Below are 15690 nucleotides of genomic sequence, written 5' to 3' on the forward strand. Positions count from 1 at the left end.
GATGGACATGAATTGGATTGCAATCGGCGACATCTCCGAAATTCCGCTCAGGGGCGCCCGCTGCGTGAAGACCCCCCAGGGCAAGATCGCGGTCTTCCGAACGGCCGAAAACGAAGTCTTCGCCATCGAGGACCACTGCCCGCACAAGGGCGGGCCGCTCTCCCAGGGCATCGTCCATGCCAAGGCGGTCACCTGCCCGCTGCACAACTGGGTGATCTCGCTCGAAACCGGCAAGGCGCTCGGGGCCGACGAGGGCGAAGTACGGACCATTCCGGTGCGCAACGAAGACGGCGCCCTCTTCATCGCTCTCGAAAGCCTGATGATGGCGGCCGAATAATGGACACAGAGGTTAAGACAACCTGTCCCTATTGCGGCGTCGGTTGCGGCGTCATCGCCAAGGTCGCAGACGACGGCAAGGTTTCCGTCAAGGGCGACCCGGATCACCCCTCCAATTTCGGACGGCTGTGTTCGAAGGGCTCGGCGCTCGGCGAAACCGTCGATCTCGATGGGCGCGTTCTCCATCCGGAGATTTCGGGGGAGCGAGCAGAATGGGGGCAGGCGCTTGACCTCGTCGCGCAACGATTTTCGGATGCCATCGCCGAACACGGACCCAATTCCGTTGCCTTCTATGTCTCCGGTCAGTTGCTGACCGAAGATTATTACGTCGCCAACAAGCTGATGAAGGGCTTCATCGGCTCGGCGAACATCGACACCAATTCGCGTCTGTGCATGTCGTCCTCCGTCGCCGGCCACCGTCGCGCCTTCGGCTCGGACACTGTGCCAGGCACCTATGAGGATATCGAGCTTGCCGATCTGGTGATCCTCACCGGCTCGAACCTCGCCTGGTGCCACCCGGTCATCTATCAGCGGCTGGCGGCTGCCAAGGCCACTCGCCCCGGCATGAAGGTCGTCGTCATCGATCCGCGGCAGACGATGACAGCCGATATCGCCGACCTGCATTTGGCCATCCGGCCCGACAGCGATGTCGCACTTTACGTCGGCCTGTTCGAGCACCTGATCGCGGTCAACGCCATCGACCAGAATTACGTGGCTGAACATACGACCGGCTTTGCCGAGGCGTTTTCGTCCGCCTCCGGCACCTCCTTCAACGAAGTGTTGGAGCTGACCGGCCTGCCAGCCATGCAGCTTCGCGAGTTCTATCGCCTCTTTGCCGCCACCGAGAAGGTGGTCACCTGCTACAGCCAGGGCGTCAACCAGTCCTCGTCAGGTACGGACAAGGTCAACGCCATCATCAACTGTCACCTCGCCACCGGCCGTATTGGCCGGCCCGGCATGGGGCCCTTCTCCCTCACCGGCCAGCCGAATGCGATGGGCGGGCGTGAGGTCGGCGGGCTTGCCAACATGCTTGCCGCCCACATGGCAATCGAAAGTGCTGAGGATCGCAACCGCGTCCAACGCTTCTGGCGGTCGCCGGCGATTGCCGGAAAGCCGGGTCTGAAGGCGGTCGACATGTTCAGGGCCGTCGCCGACGGGCGCATCAAGGCGCTCTGGATCATGGCGACCAACCCGGTCGTTTCCATGCCGGATGCCGACGCCGTCGAAGCCGCCATCAAGGCCTGTCCGTTTGTCGTCGTCTCCGACGTCCTGAAGGACACCGATACCACGCGTCACGCCCACGTCCTTCTGCCCTCGTTGGGTTGGGGCGAAAAGAGCGGTACGGTCACCAACTCCGAGCGCCGCATCTCGCGCCAGCGCTCCTTCCTCGATGCACCGGGAGAAGCGCGCGCCGATTGGTGGCAGCTCGCCGAGGTGGCCCGGCGGATGGGCTTTTCCCAAGCCTTCGACTTCCCCTCCAATGCGGAGATCTTCGACGAGCATGCCGCCCTCTCCGCCTTCGAGAACAACGGCAATCGCGACTTCGACATCGGTTCATACGTCGGTATGAACCGTCAGTCCTATGACGAACTCCCGCCTTTCCAGTGGCCGCAGCCTGCAGGCCACGGTGCGACTGAGACCCGCTTCTTCGCCAAGGGCGGCTTCTACCACGCTGACGGCAAGGCACGCTTCATCGCCGTCAAACCGGCCGCCTCTGATCGCACCAACGCCGACTATCCCTTCACGCTGAACACCGGCCGCATCCGCGACCAGTGGCACACGATGACGCGCACCGGCAAAAGCGCACGCCTCTCCTCCCACATCGCCGAGCCCTTCGCCGAGCTGCACCCGCGCGACGCTATCGAAATCGGCGTCGGCAAAGCCGGCCTCGTCGAGATCGAAAGCCCGCACGGCAGAGCCGTGGTTCGCGCCCTGATCACAGAGCGCCAGGCCCGCGGCAGTATTTTCGTGCCTATGCACTGGAACGATCAGTTTGCCGCCAAGGCCCGCATCGACGCCCTCGTCGCGCCTTTGACCGACGCGCACTCGGGCCAACCCGCCTCGAAAAACGTCGCAGTCGCTGCCCGACGCTTCAAGGCGGCGCGCTACGGCTTTGCGGTCTCCCAAGCCAAGCCGGACAATCTCGATGCCGCGTATTGGGCGTTGGCAAAGGCCGAAGGCGGGTGGCGGGTGGAGCTCGCCTTCGACCAACCGGTGGAGGACTGGTGCGCGTGGTGCCGCACCACTTTCGCTATCCCCGACGGCGTCGAACCACTTGGTTACGCCGACCAGCAATCCGGCGATCTGAGGCTCGCCTTCTTCGACGGCAGGCGGCTGATTGCGGCCCTGTTCCTGGCGCGCGAACCGGTGGCGGTTGCCCGCAACTGGGCGATCTCGCAGCTCACCGCCGAACACACCAATCTGCGCAAGCGCTTCGCTCTCGTTGCGGGTCGCCCTGGCGCAGACAAGCCTGATCCGGGCGCCACCGTCTGTTCCTGCTTCGGCGTCGGCGTCAACCAGATCGTCGCCGCCGTTCGCGGCGGCTGCCACAGCATCGAAGCCGTCGGCAAAGAACTCAATGCCGGAACCAATTGCGGCTCCTGCCGCGCCGAGATCAGGGGGATCATCGATGGATGTCTTGCAGCAGCCGCGGAGTGAAGCACCCGCCCGCATGGAGCCGCTTGCCAAGCTGCCGGTCTTTTGGGCGCTCGAAGGCAAGCGCGTGATCGTCGCCGGCGGTTCCGATGCCGCCGCCTGGAAGGCCGAGCTTCTCGCTGCCTGCGGCGCGAAAGTCGATGTCTATGCAAACGAGCTTTCCGAGACATTCGAACAGCTGATCGTACGGGGTGCCGAACATACCGAAGGCGGCTTCACCCGTCACCCACGCGCATGGGAGGCAACGATCTTCGCCGGCGCGGCCATTGCCATCGCCGACTGTGAGGAAGACGATGAGGCGCAGGCCTTTTTTGACGCTGCTTGCAAGGCAGGCGTACCGGTCAATGTCATAGACAAGCCCGCCTTCTGCCAGTTCCAGTTCGGCTCGATCGTCAACCGCTCACCGGTCGTCGTGTCGATCTCGACCGATGGTGCTGCACCCATCCTCGCCCAGGCAATCCGGCGGCGGATCGAGACATTGCTGCCGCGAGCGCTGAAGGGTTGGGCGGAACTGGCCCACTCGCTGCGAGACAGGATCAATGAGCGGCTCACGCCGGGGCCGCTGCGCCGCGCCTTTTGGGAGCGTTTTGTCGATCGCGCGTTTTCAAGTTCCGATACGCCGGAGGAGAGCGTCGGCGGCCTGCTTCTCAAGGAAGCCGAACGGCTTCGGGAAGCGCCCGCCGCCCACTCTTCCAGAGGTGGCCGAGTGACGCTGGTCGGCGCCGGCCCCGGCGATGCGGAACTGCTGACCCTGAAAGCCGTGCGTGCCCTGCAGGCCGCCGATGTGATCCTCTTCGACGACCTGGTTTCTTCGGAGGTCCTGGAGCTCGCTCGGCGTGAGGCCAAGCGCATGCTGGTCGGCAAGCGCGGCGGCCGCACGAGCTGCCGCCAGGAAGACATCAACGACATCATGGTGAAGCTCGCCAAATCAGGCAAGCGCGTCGTGCGCCTGAAGTCCGGTGATCCGATGATCTTCGGCCGCGCCGGCGAGGAAATTGCCCATCTCGATCGCGAGAACATTCCGGTCGATGTCATCCCCGGCATCACTGCGGCAAGTGCCATGGCCTCCCGCCTCGGGATTTCGCTGACGCATCGCGACCACGCGCAATCCGTCCGCTTCATCACCGGCCACTCTCGCCATGGCGGCCTGCCCGTCGATGTCGATTGGACCACCGTCGCCGATCCGGGGACGACCACCGTCTTCTACATGGGCGGGCGAACAGCACCGCTCATCGCCGATCGGTTGGTGGCGGAAGGCCTGTCGCCTGAAACGCCGGCCGTCATCATCAGCGACGTCAGTCGTGCAACAGAACGCCACTGGAGCGGCAGGCTCGCGACCATCTCAAAAGGGATTGCGGAAATCGGCTATGACAATCCTGTGCTGATCGCTGTCGGCAGCGCGCTTGCGGCACGCCAGACCGTCGCTGGCGATGCCAGTCACGTCGAAAGCGATCTCCGCTTGGTCATGGGCGCGCGCTGATGCAGTTGCAGACGATCGCCCCCGTCTTCCTCGTTCTGGCCATTGCCTTGAGCTGGCCGCGCTTCAGCAGCATCTTTCGCGGCGAAACACAGACGGCGGTGGCGACCGCGCTCCTCACGACGATTGCCAGCGCCGTCAGCCTTTCCGCTCTTGGATTGGCCTTTGCCGGGAACGGGCCATGGCTCGGCATGCTGATCGCGGCACCAGGCCTGCTTCTCGGTTGGACGATGCGGGCACCGGCGCCGGTGCTCGCGGTTTCCCTGTCCACACTCAGCCTAGCCGCCTACCTGCAGTTCGGGCCGGCCACTGCCTTCTAGACGCCATCTCAGGCGGCGATGCGCCCTGTCTGTTCCGGCAGCATGTGAGCAATGGCGCTGAGCAGGTCCGTCTGCGAGATGAGCCCAAGCACGTGGCCGCCGGCATCGACAATGACAACTGCGTGGGTGCGCCCGTCCGTCAGGTCAGGCAACAGGCTGATGGCGGGCGCATCCGGAGAGGCGATTGCCGCCGTTGCAATGTGATCGGAAAGCTGCTCGGCCTGCATCAATTCCCGCAGCCCGACCGTGCCCATCAATCGGCCGCTGCCATCCTTTACGGGAAGCGTGCGGACATTGTGCTTTAGGAGCAGAGCGCGCGCCTCTTCCGCGGTGGCGTTCTCGCCGACCGCGATCACATCGCGCGACATGATATCGGCACAGCGGACAGTGCCGTGGGAGCGAACGGCGGCCTCGACCTCGACCTGCCGCAGCAAGCGGCTCAGGTCGCCGCGATCGATATCGAAGGTTTCCTCGAATTTCGCCAACGCCGCGTCGACATCCTCCTCGCGAAAACCGTTGCGTGTCGCGGACGGCGGATCGATCGTCTGATGCGTATTGACCGGCGCCGGAGCGGCGATATGCGGATAGTTTCGCCGCCCGAGCCTGTGAAAGACAATGCCGAGCGCCACCAGAATGCAGGAGTTCAGTGCCACCGGCACGAAGGGGAAGAGCAGCCCCCAGCTTGCCACTGCCGGGCCGCCCAGCACAGCGGTCAGCGCCGCAGCACCGCCGGGCGGGTGCAGGCAGCGGGTGAACGACATGGCACCGATCGCCAGCGAGACACCCACGCCAATTGCGATGATCGGCTCATGGATGAAGTGCGCGGCGATGATACCCATCATCGCGGAAATCGTGTTGCCGCCAATGATCGACCATGGCTGCGCCAGCGGGCTTGCCGGCACGGCGAAAAGGAGAACGGCCGAAGCGCCCATCGGCGCGACAATCAACGGCAGATGAGAGCCCTGGCCAAAGAAGTAACCGCAGACCATACCGGTCAGCGCGATCGCAATCAGTGCGCCAAGGCAGGCAAGCATGCGCTCCCGCAGCGTGGCGCCGGCCAGGATCGGCGAAAACAGGCGGAGGCGGAAGCGGTGACGAGGATCGACCTTTGGACTGCTGGGATTTGACATGACGAACCGAAGAGTGTGTGAAACGAACGCCTGATTGAGAGAAGGATGCTGGCTGACGTCAGCCGCCGGGAATTGAGGGACCGTCCCTGCCCCGCGAGGCAATGAGGACGTCGTGAAAGGCCTCGAACGAATCCGATCGCTCGCCCTTTCGGTGGACGAGAAATGTCTCCACCGCACCGATCTTACCGGTGACGATGTCGACGGGCCAGCGCAAGAGATCGAACACCGAGCGCGGCATTACGCCAAAGGCATTGCCGGCGACAATGCTCGCGAGTATCGCATGGTAGGAGGCGAGTTCCAGCGTGCGCAGCGGGGTGACGCCCTGAGCCCACTCCTCGGCCATCCGCCGATAGGTGCACCCTGGCTCCATCACGGCAAGTGTCCCAACACGCAGGTCGGCCGCGGCTTTGACGTCGGGGTGTTTCGGAGGAAGGACGAGAATGAGGTCCTCGACATAGATGCGCCGCGCATCGAACCTGCCCAGGTCGAGATCCCCGTAGCGTGTCTGGTCGAGCGACGTCTCTGGCGGCCGGGCGACCAATGCGCAGTCCAGCTCTTCGGCCAGCACGCTCTGCATGAGGTCTCGCGTTGCTCCCATTGTGAGCTGCAGGGAGACGTGGGGCCAAAGCGATCCAAACCGCCTGATCACATCCGGAAGCCGGCTTGCGGCCGTGCTCTCCATCGTTCCGACGCGAAGTGTGCCCGATACCGCCAGCGGACGCACGGCCTGCCTTGCTTCCTCCGCCAGATCGGCAAGCCGCGTCGCATAGGATAGGAAGATCAAGCCTTCGCGCGTCAGCGACATCTTCTTGCCGTCGCGGCTGAACAGCGCCACCGCGAGATCCTCTTCGAGCTGCTGGATGCGCGTCGTGACGTTCGACGGTGCGCGGCCGACTGCCGCCGCCGCCTTCGTGACGCTGCAATGAGATGCGACCGCCTTGAAAATTTCGATTGACGACAGATCCATAGCTTCACTTTGAGAGAATATCGGAGGAGCTTTATTCTCGACATGGAAATGAAAATCAACCCCGCTCTTCAGGAAGCGACGTCTCACTGCGCGACTTTCCGCCACAGTCCGCAAAACAAAAGAGCCGCCGGATCGCTCCGACGGCCCTTCCAAACTCTTCCTTGTCGCCCTTAGTTCGAGTCGAACTTCCGCACTTCCATGAAGTTGACGGCGCTGCCGCTGAAGCGGCCCGGATCGATGGAGGCCGTCTTGGTGAAGCCTTCGGCATAGACTGCAGTCGGCTGGGCACGCAGCGTCTGGCTGACGAAGCGCGGCGCCTTGACCGGCCTGGTGACCATTTCCATGCGGGCATTGGTGAGCGCCCACTGCGAGATGATCTTCTGCGTCAGCTTCGGCTCGGTGCGAACCGTCGCACGGCTGGCGTCGGCTTCTGCGGCCTCATGCTTCGTCGGGCGGCCACCCTTGGTCGGCAGGCCCTGCGACAGCCCATTGGCATCCGCCGACTTCGGTGCATCGAAGGCATCGCCGAAGCTTGCGGACTTCGTGGCAGGCGCGAGAGCGGCAAGCTGCAGTGGCGACTTTTCGCTTGGAACCTTTTGTGGCGTTGCCGCGTTGATAACCTGCTCGACGCTCGTGACCGGCGGCTGGCTGGACGCGACCTGGCGGTCGTCGTCACCATTCTGCTGGTCAAGGGCATCGGCAACGGCCGGAGAAAGCGTATCCTCCTGGTCTGCCACGTCGTCTTCGGCTTCAGCATCGGCCTTCGCCGCTGCCAGAAGCTTTTCGGCAAGCGCCGGTCGTTCAGCCGGCCTCGGAACTGCTGTGAGGCTCCCCGTCCCCGCAGCCGGATCGGCCGAAGCGACTTCCGCGTCACCCGCAGAGCGGCGCGGTCCAAGCAGAGAAGGCACCGGTACGCTGTAGGCGCTGAGATCCGCGAACTGCTGCTGACCTTGCTCAGTCACAGCAGAAAGGGCCTGTTGCGCTGCGTTTCCGGATTGCGGAGCGACAAGGGCGCTAGCCACCTCGCTACCGCCTTGCTGATTGGCGAACGCCGGACGCACCTGCGGAACCGGCGCGGTTACGTTTGCGACTTCGGTAGCCTGCGCGGGCACTTGCTCGCCGGGATTGGCGGCGTTTGGCATGTCAGCCGTCGGCGGCGACGCCTTGGCGACCGCCACGGCTGCGCTGCTATCATCATCGGAACTGTCTTCAGCCTCGTCGGCGCCACCCCCAAACAGGGCGGCAAACAGCGTCTTGTGTTTGGGCTGGTCGCTCGATGACGAGCCCGAATAAGCGCCGGAGCTTGCCATCTGCACCTGCGAAGAGCTCACGCGGCGCTTGTAATCGGCCACGGCCTGCTCGTAACCCGGCAGCGGACGGCCATCCGATGGGATGTGCATCGTGTTGCCGTTCGGGAAAAGCCGGACCAGTTCTTCGCGGCTCATGCGCGGCCAGGCGCGGACGCCGCCGACATCCATGTGAACGAAGGGAGAGCCGGATTTCGGATAGAATCCAACGCCGCCGACCTGCATTTTCATGCCAATGCCGCGCAAAGTGGCGAGTTTGACATCAGGAATGAAGAAATCCATCGCCTTGCCGAGCATGTGCTGGCTCTTCTCGGCGACGCCGGAATTGCGCGAGCGGCCCTTCAGCATGGCGTTGGTGGCCGGCGAACGGAAGCCGCAGACGACGTTGATATAGTCGCGCGAGCCGCTCTGGCGGTAGACTTCCCAGATGAGGTCGAAAAGGCGGGGGTCCATTCTCGTCGGCTGGTTCTTGCGCCAGTCGCGAAGGAATCGGTTCAGCTGCTGCAGACCCTTCGGATCGTACCGGCCGTTTCGCTTGTAGGTGATGACGGCCTTTTCGCCGGTGTGAATGAAATAGAGTTTGAGACTGCGTGTTTCGCCGGCCGCCTCGGAAGGCGAGCTGACCAGAACCGGTGACGAAACGACGAGTGCGAGAAGGGCGGCCATAACCGTCCTAAACACCTTTCCGCAAAGGTCCGTGTACCTTGGGCGCCAGCTCAAGCGCGAAGGTCTCGTATTCCCATTCAGATCCGGCAAACTCAATCCCCGTCAGACAGCCGATGGTCCTCTTTGACACCGTTGGCTGTTAAATGCGGTCACACGATGGCAAAAATGCCACACGTGATCAACCTTTTCTTTACATAGTGAACAGGCCACTAACAAGTGGTTTATGATTGGTAACAAAAGATGACTGCCGGAATGTTAATTTAGAAGACCTATGCGGCGTCCTTCTGCGGATTGTCCGGATCGATGCCGTAATCCTTGAGTTTTCGGTACAATGTGGATCGCCCGATGCCCAGTTTTCGGGCCACTTGACTCATCTGCCCGCGATAGAATTTAAGGGCGAATCGGATCAGTTCCTCCTCCACATCCGCAAGCTTTCGCACGTCTCCGGCAGGATTTGTGCTTGCAATCGCGTTGTCCGGCGCCTCCGTGATTCGTGCGACCGCCTCTTCGACGCTGGCCTGATGGGCCGGATAGTCTTCGGTCGAGAAGTCGTTTTGCCGGTCGTGGCGTGTGTTGTCTGCGACCAGCGCCAAGTGATCGACGACCTCGTATTCGGGCAGCTGCGCGGCGATCTGCGGGAAGTCTGCTTCGGTCAGTTCCCCCCCCTCGGCAAGGACGACCGCGCGGAAGATGGCGTTCTCGAGCTGGCGGATGTTACCCGGCCAGTCATAGGCAGTGAGCAAGGCCAAAGCACCGGAGCTCACCGACATGCGGTGGCTGCCCTTCTGCTCGCTGGAGAAGCGCTCGGCGAAGACCCGCACGAGGTGCGGAATATCCTCCTTGCGCTTGCGCAGCGCCGGGATGGTGATCGGGAAGACGTTCAGGCGATAGTACAGGTCCTCGCGGAAGTGGCCGTTCTTGACCTCTTCGATCAGGTCCTTGTTGGTTGCCGAAATCAGGCGGACATTGACCTTGTGCGCCGTGCGCGCGCCAACGGTCTCGATTTCCCCCTGTTGCACAGCGCGCAGCAGCTTGACCTGGACCTCGAGCGGCAAGTCGCCGATCTCGTCGAGGAAGATCGTGCCGCCATCGGCCTCCATGAACTTGCCGATATGCCGATCGGTGGCGCCGGTAAAGGCACCCTTCTCGTGACCGAAGAGGATGCTTTCGACCAGATTGTGTGGAATGGCGCCGCAATTGACCGTGACGAACGGCTTGCCGGACCGGTCGCTGCCGGACTGGATGGCGCGGGCCACCAGTTCCTTGCCGACGCCGGACTCGCCTTCGAGCACGACAGGAATGTTCGACTGCGCGGCGCGTTGCGCCAGATCGATGACGCGCAGCATCGCCGGGCTGGCCGAAACGATGTCGTCGAAACCGACGGCACCGGAGCGCGACCGACGGCCGGCGCGCGCCTTGACCTCGCGCTGGTCGAGCTTCAGGGCGTTTGAGATCGAATTGGCGATCCGCTCGGGAGAAACCGGCTTGACGACGAAATCGAAGGCGCCGGCACGCATGGCCTGCACCACGGTCTCGATACCGCCTTGCCCCGTCTGGACAATCACCGGAACATGAGTGCCGAACTCGTGCAGTGCCTCGAGGAATTCGAGACCCGTCATCTCGGGCATCATCAAGTCAAGAACGATGATGTTGTAGAGGCCGCTGCCTCTCTTCACCATCTCCAGACCGATCCGGCCGTTTTCGGCCTGATGGACGACGTGGCCGTGACGCTCGATCGCGTTCTTGAGCAGCCGACGCTGGATTGGGTCGTCCTCGACGACAAGAATCTGCGCTGCACCCTTGAGCTCATTGTAACCGGTCATTGCTGCCTCACTTCATGCGAAACCTGAGACGCACTCTGGCAGAAAGGCTTGAACATCCAGTTTTGAGAAACAATTGCATTTTAACGTTTGTGACGGCACTGAATCCGACCCGAAACGGAGCTTGCGAGCAACCGAAAACCCCTTGATGCCAAGCCTTTGGGCGCATAGACAGACAAGCCTGTCGCAAAAGAGGAAGAGGACCCCGATGATGAAAAACACGCTCTCCGGCACCGCCATTAAATTTTCGGCGAGTTCGGCTGCCTCCGCGACGGATGCCGCCCTCGGCGAGTTGCCGACGTGGAAACTGCAGGACCTCTACCCTTCCGCAACCTCGACGGCCTTCACCGGCGACATGGACAAGGCCGGCAAACAGGCAATCGCCTTCGAAGAGAAGTGGAAGGGCAAGCTTGCCGACGCCGCGACCAGGACGGGCACCGAGGGCATCGGCCAGGCGCTGAAGGAATACGAGGCGCTGGACGACATCATCGGCCGCCTCGGCTCCTTTGCCGGCCTCACCTATTTCTCCGACACGTCAAACCCGGTCAACGGCAAGCTATATGGCGACGCGCAAGCGAAGATCACCGAGTTTTCCAGCCACCTTCTTTTCTTCGCACTCGAACTCAACCGCATCGACGATGCGGTCATCGATGCCTGCATGGCGAACGATCCGGATGCCGGCCACTATCGCCCTTGGCTCGTCGACCTGCGCAAGGACAAGCCCTTCCAGCTGGACGACAAGCTGGAACAGCTCTTCCTCGAAAAATCGATGACGTCGGCGGCCGCCTTCAATCGCCTGTTTGACGAGACGATGACGGAACTGCGCTTCGACATCGACGGCGAAAAGCTCCCGCTGGAAGTCACCCTGAACATGCTGCAGGAAAAGGACCCCGAGGTTCGCCACAAGGCCGCGATGGCATTGGCCAAGACCTTCAAGGAAAACCTCCGCACCTTCACGCTGATCACCAACACGCTCGCCAAGGACAAGGACATTTCCGACCGCTGGCGCGGCTTCGAGGACATTTCCGATAGCAGGCACCTTGCCAACCGCGTCGAGCGCGACGTGGTCGATGCGCTCGCTGCCGCCGTCAAGCAAGCTTACCCGCGCCTCTCGCACCGCTATTATAAGATGAAGGCAAAGTGGCTCGGCATGGACCAGATGAACTTCTGGGACCGCAACGCGCCGCTGCCGGAGACCTCCAACGCCGTCATCTCCTGGAGCGAGGCGAAGGACACCGTGCTTTCTGCCTACGGCGACTTCGCGCCGGAGATGGCTGCGATCGCCAAACGCTTCTTCGACGAACAATGGATCGACGCGCCGGTCCGCCCCGGCAAGGCACCTGGCGCCTTCGCGCATCCGACGGTCCCATCGGCCCACCCCTATGTGCTCGTCAACTATCTCGGCAAGCCGCGCGACGTGATGACGCTTGCACATGAGCTCGGCCACGGCGTGCATCAGGTCCTCGCCAGCGCCCAGGGCGCCTTGATGTGCCAGACGCCGCTCACTCTCGCCGAAACGGCCTCGGTCTTCGGCGAAATGCTGACCTTCCGGGCACTCCTCGACAAGACGAAGGACAAGCGCGAACGCAAAGCGATGCTCGCTCAGAAGGTCGAGGACATGATCAACACGGTCGTGCGCCAGATTGCTTTCTACGAGTTCGAGCGTAAGGTCCACACGGCCCGCAAGGCGGGCGAACTGACGCCGGAGGACATCGGCGAACTCTGGCTGTCCGTGCAGTCGGAGAGCCTCGGACCGGCAATCAAGATATCAGAGGGCTACGAGACCTACTGGGCCTACATCCCGCACTTCATTCACTCGCCCTTCTACGTCTACGCCTATGCCTTCGGCGATTGCCTGGTGAACTCGCTCTATGCCGTCTATCAGAAGGCCGACAAGGGCTTCCAGGAGAAGTATTTCGAACTTCTGAAGGCCGGCGGCACCAAGCACCATTCGCAGCTGCTGAAGCCTTTCGGCCTCGATGCGACTGATCCGTCGTTCTGGAGCAAGGGCCTGTCGATGATCGAAGGGCTGATCGACGAATTGGAAGCGCTTGATAGAGGCTGAGACGCCACAGCGAGGCCGACCACAAGCTGCATCTGCTGCTCGTTGCGGCGGGCGGAGCGACCGACGGGCATTGTCTGCAACGCTCACGAGGAAGGATGAAGGTAGCCCCCTTCTCCCGCATTCCTGTGCTTGTCACAGGAATGCGGAAGTCCAGAGCAATCGATGTCAGCAGACGGGAGCGCGGATGACAATTTCAGAGCCACACATCCTCTTCCGGGACGATACGACCGGGGAAGTGATGCTCTTTTCCGATCCGTCGGAGATCATCATCGCCCGGACGCGCGCCGAGGTCTTTGCGGGACTTTCTCGCATGGAAGAGGCAAAAGCCGCAGGCAAGTGGCTGGCGGGCTACATGGCCTATGAGGCTGGTTACCTCTTCGAGGAAAAGATGGCAGCCTTCACGAGTGAAGGTCGGGAAACGCCGCTTCTCGCCTTCGGTGTCTTCGATGCCCCGCGGGCCGATACCCATCCGCTTGCCCAGCCCAAGCAGCGCAGCGAGAACGAGGAATTCCTGAGCGAACCCAAGGCCGGCTGGGATTTCGCTACCTATAAGCGACGCTTTGACCGCCTGCATTGGCATCTGCGCCAGGGCGATTGCTACCAGGCGAACCTGACCATGCCGATCACCGCCCACTGGAGTGGCGATCCGCGCGCGGCATTCTGGTCACTGATCGAACGGCAGCCGGTGAAATACGGCGCGCTTGTCGATCTCGGCGGCCCGGTCCTCCTTTCACGCTCGCCCGAACTCTTCTTCCGCACGGACGAGGAAGGCTGGATCGAAACCCACCCAATGAAGGGGACGGCAAAACGCGGAGCGAGCAACGTCGAGGACGCCGCGATCATTGCCGCGATGCGCGAGGATATCAAAACCCAGGCCGAAAACCGCATGATCGTCGACCTGCTGCGCAACGACATCTCGCGCATCACAGAAGTCGGCACGCTCGACGTTCCCAAGCTGTTCGACATCGAGACCTACCCAACCGTGCACCAGATGGTCAGCCACGTGCAGGCGAGACTTCTTCCTGATCTTGAAATCCGCGATATCTTCGCCGCGCTCTTTCCCTGCGGATCGATCACCGGTGCCCCGAAACTCCGCGCCATGCAGATCCTGCACCAGTTGGAAGACGTGCCGCGCGACGCCTATTGCGGCGCGATCGGCATGATTTCGCCAAGCGGCGCCATGCGCTTCTCCGTCGCGATCCGCACCATCAGCTTGTTTGCCGGCGGCAAGGCCGTCTTCAATGTTGGCGGCGGCATCGTCTTCGATTCGACTGCCGAGGCTGAGTACGAGGAGTGCCTGCTGAAGGCGCGCTTCGCCATCGGTGATCAGGAGATCGCGTGATGAGCGACTTCTCGCTGATCGAAACACTGCGCTGGGAACCGGAAGCCGGCTTCGTTCGGCTGCACCTGCATCTTGCCCGCCTTTCCCGCTCCGCCCGTCGCATCGGCTTTCCCGACCCCACGAATGCTGCTGCGAAATTGGAGGAGGCCGTTGCCGGCGCCACGACGGCTCTGCGCATGCGGCTGACGCTTGATCGCATGGGGCGCATCGACGTGACCTCGGGTCCCTTCGTGCCGGCGCCGGCAGGCACCGAATGGACGATTAGGATCGCCGACACCCGCGTCGATTCCACTGACAGATTGCTGCGGCTGAAGACCACGCGCCGTGGGGTCTACGAGGCCGCGCGCGCCGAATGCGCGACCGTCGAAGCCGACGAGATGTTGCTTCTCAACGAACGTGACGAAGTCTGCGAAGGCACGATCACCTCCGTCTTCCTCGACGACGGATCCGGCACGCTTGGCACGCCTCCAATTTCTTGCGGCCTGCTGGCCGGCGTGCTGCGCACAGAACTGATCTGCCAGCGCAAGGCACGCGTTGGACGCCTCTCTGTGAAAGATCTGACGGCAGGAAAACTCTATGTGGGCAATTCGCTGCGTGGACTGATCCCGGCCCGGCTTATCGGCTAGGCCACGATCTTCAGCCGATCGCGGCCGCTCTGCTTGGCGTTATACAAGGCCTCGTCGGCGCGGGCATAGACTTCGCGCGCCGTCTCGCCGGGCCGCAACTCCGCCAGGCCCGCCGAGCATGTGTAACCGAAGGAAGGTACCGTCGGTATGGGGCGGGCGCCGCGCACCATCCTGACTATGCGGTCGATGATCAGCTCAGCCTGCGCCAGAGTTGTATCCGGCAGGATCAGCATGAATTCCTCGCCACCGATCCGCCCGAAGCTGTCACGTCGGCGGATGACCGGCTGCAGGCGGCGCGAGAAATCGATCAGCACATCATCACCGAACTGGTGGCCATAGATGTCATTGATGCGCTTGAAGAAGTCGAGATCGATGATGCAGATGCAGCCGATGACGCCTGCATTGGCAAAGTCTTGACGTGCTATCAGGCTTTCCAACGCCGCCATCATGAAACGACGGTTGGAAACGCTCGTCAGTTCATCCGTCTGCGAGGCCCGCAACGCAAAATCACGGTCCTGCCGCACCTCGCGCCCGCTTTGCTTCAGATGCGTAATGTCGCTGGCGATGCAGAGCATCCAGCCGTCCTTCTGCACCGTCTCGGTCATCCAGAACCAGCGGCCGCCGACGACGTCGGTTTCGAACGCCCGGAACGGCAGCTTGCCGCGGCGCGATTGTGCGGAAACGAGCCATGTCTCGAAATCGGCTGTGCGAATGATCGTGCCCCTGCCCGCTCGCGTGTTGCGGCGCATGAGTTCCGACCACAACGGCGTCTCATCAGGTTCTAAGGCGTAAGTCGAACGAAAGGCCGCGTTTGCATAGCGCAACCGGTCTTCCTGATCGTACATGGCGATCAGGACGGCGCTGTCTTCCTGCAATTCGGCAAGCCGCTCAGATATCTGGTTCATCCAATTGTTCCGGGCGTGCTGAAATCAACGGTTCGCAGTTTGGCGCAGAACTCTAAAAAGAATATGGATGGTTG

The 15690-nt window shown here is 62.5% G+C and carries 11 protein-coding genes and 2 pseudogenes; 7 read left to right on the forward strand and 6 right to left on the reverse strand.

Features of this window, described 5'->3' with window-relative positions:
- The first annotated feature begins 1 nt into the window (after position 1).
- From nirD to LPU83_RS55825, 4 genes are read left to right on the forward strand one after another with little or no spacing between them, the layout of a single operon-like run.
- Positions 2 to 337 carry a nitrite reductase small subunit NirD gene (gene nirD, locus LPU83_RS55810; protein WP_024318261.1) on the forward strand — a complete coding sequence of 112 codons (336 nt, stop codon included), beginning with the start codon at positions 2 to 4 and terminating at the stop codon, positions 335 to 337.
- Positions 337 to 2994 carry a nitrate reductase gene (locus LPU83_RS55815; RefSeq protein ID WP_024318262.1) on the forward strand — a complete coding sequence of 886 codons (2658 nt, stop codon included), beginning with the start codon at positions 337 to 339 and terminating at the stop codon, positions 2992 to 2994. The genes nirD and LPU83_RS55815 overlap by 1 nt, the downstream gene beginning before the upstream one ends.
- Positions 2966 to 4471: a siroheme synthase CysG gene (gene cysG / locus LPU83_RS55820; protein ID WP_024318263.1), complete on the forward strand. Its 1506-nt coding sequence runs from the start codon at positions 2966 to 2968 to the stop codon at positions 4469 to 4471. Before LPU83_RS55815 ends, cysG begins: the two co-directional genes overlap by 29 nt.
- Entirely contained in the window at positions 4471 to 4788 is a 318-nt protein-coding gene (locus LPU83_RS55825) for a hypothetical protein (RefSeq protein WP_024318264.1), read from the forward strand. Before cysG ends, LPU83_RS55825 begins: the two co-directional genes overlap by 1 nt.
- 8 nt (positions 4789 to 4796) lie before the next feature.
- Here the strand turns inward: LPU83_RS55825 and LPU83_RS55830 are convergent, their stop codons facing one another.
- From LPU83_RS55830 to LPU83_RS55845, 5 genes and pseudogenes are all read right to left on the reverse strand, one after another.
- Positions 4797 to 5918: an HPP family protein gene (locus LPU83_RS55830; protein WP_024318265.1), complete on the reverse strand. Its 1122-nt coding sequence runs from the start codon at positions 5916 to 5918 to the stop codon at positions 4797 to 4799.
- Between the two features lie 58 nt (positions 5919 to 5976).
- On the reverse strand, positions 5977 to 6885 hold the full coding sequence (locus LPU83_RS55835; protein ID WP_024318266.1) for a LysR substrate-binding domain-containing protein: 909 nt from the start codon (positions 6883 to 6885) through the stop codon (positions 5977 to 5979).
- A gap of 170 nt (positions 6886 to 7055) precedes the next feature.
- Positions 7056 to 8948, reverse strand: a complete 1893-nt coding sequence (locus tag LPU83_RS55840) for a peptidoglycan L,D-endopeptidase MepK (protein WP_024318267.1) — start codon at positions 8946 to 8948, stop codon at positions 7056 to 7058.
- A gap of 179 nt (positions 8949 to 9127) precedes the next feature.
- Positions 9128 to 9352: pseudogene (locus tag LPU83_RS75870) on the reverse strand (helix-turn-helix domain-containing protein); the annotation flags it as partial.
- Between the two features lie 65 nt (positions 9353 to 9417).
- Positions 9418 to 10681: pseudogene (locus LPU83_RS55845) on the reverse strand (sigma-54-dependent transcriptional regulator); the annotation flags it as partial.
- Positions 10682 to 10889: 208 nt separating this feature from the next.
- Between LPU83_RS55845 and LPU83_RS55850 the strand changes: the two are divergent.
- The 3 genes from LPU83_RS55850 to LPU83_RS55860 all read left to right on the forward strand — a co-directional run bounded on the left by LPU83_RS55850 (position 10890) and on the right by LPU83_RS55860 (position 14711).
- Positions 10890 to 12743, forward strand: coding sequence for a M3 family oligoendopeptidase (locus LPU83_RS55850; RefSeq protein WP_024318269.1), 1854 nt, complete (start codon positions 10890 to 10892; stop codon positions 12741 to 12743).
- Positions 12744 to 12927: 184 nt separating this feature from the next.
- Entirely contained in the window at positions 12928 to 14085 is a 1158-nt protein-coding gene (locus LPU83_RS55855) for an aminodeoxychorismate synthase component I (RefSeq protein WP_024318270.1), read from the forward strand.
- The gene (locus LPU83_RS55860; RefSeq protein ID WP_024318271.1) at positions 14085 to 14711 is read left to right on the forward strand and encodes an aminotransferase class IV family protein; all 627 of its coding nucleotides are present in this window, start codon (positions 14085 to 14087) and stop codon (positions 14709 to 14711) included. The genes LPU83_RS55855 and LPU83_RS55860 overlap by 1 nt, the downstream gene beginning before the upstream one ends.
- Here LPU83_RS55860 and LPU83_RS55865 read toward each other — a convergent pair.
- Positions 14708 to 15616, reverse strand: a complete 909-nt coding sequence (locus tag LPU83_RS55865; RefSeq protein WP_024318272.1) for a sensor domain-containing diguanylate cyclase — start codon at positions 15614 to 15616, stop codon at positions 14708 to 14710. The two genes, LPU83_RS55860 and LPU83_RS55865, sit on opposite strands and share 4 nt — an antisense overlap.
- Positions 15617 to 15690 lie beyond the last annotated feature (74 nt).

This window comes from Rhizobium favelukesii (assembly GCF_000577275.2).
Lineage (GTDB): Bacteria > Pseudomonadota > Alphaproteobacteria > Rhizobiales > Rhizobiaceae > Rhizobium > Rhizobium favelukesii.

Bases quoted from the DNA above. Each gene is read 5' to 3' on its own strand.
- nirD (WP_024318261.1), top strand. From the start codon at position 2: ATGGACATGAATTGGATTGCAATCGGCGACATCTCCGAAATTCCGCTC.
- LPU83_RS55815 (WP_024318262.1), top strand. From the start codon at position 337: ATGGACACAGAGGTTAAGACAACCTGTCCCTATTGCGGCGTCGGTTGC.
- cysG (WP_024318263.1), top strand. From the start codon at position 2,966: ATGGATGTCTTGCAGCAGCCGCGGAGTGAAGCACCCGCCCGCATGGAG.
- LPU83_RS55825 (WP_024318264.1), top strand. From the start codon at position 4,471: ATGCAGTTGCAGACGATCGCCCCCGTCTTCCTCGTTCTGGCCATTGCC.
- LPU83_RS55830 (WP_024318265.1), bottom strand. From the start codon at position 5,918: ATGTCAAATCCCAGCAGTCCAAAGGTCGATCCTCGTCACCGCTTCCGC.
- LPU83_RS55835 (WP_024318266.1), bottom strand. From the start codon at position 6,885: ATGGATCTGTCGTCAATCGAAATTTTCAAGGCGGTCGCATCTCATTGC.
- LPU83_RS55850 (WP_024318269.1), top strand. From the start codon at position 10,890: ATGAAAAACACGCTCTCCGGCACCGCCATTAAATTTTCGGCGAGTTCG.
- LPU83_RS55855 (WP_024318270.1), top strand. From the start codon at position 12,928: ATGACAATTTCAGAGCCACACATCCTCTTCCGGGACGATACGACCGGG.
- LPU83_RS55860 (WP_024318271.1), top strand. From the start codon at position 14,085: ATGAGCGACTTCTCGCTGATCGAAACACTGCGCTGGGAACCGGAAGCC.
- LPU83_RS55865 (WP_024318272.1), bottom strand. From the start codon at position 15,616: ATGAACCAGATATCTGAGCGGCTTGCCGAATTGCAGGAAGACAGCGCC.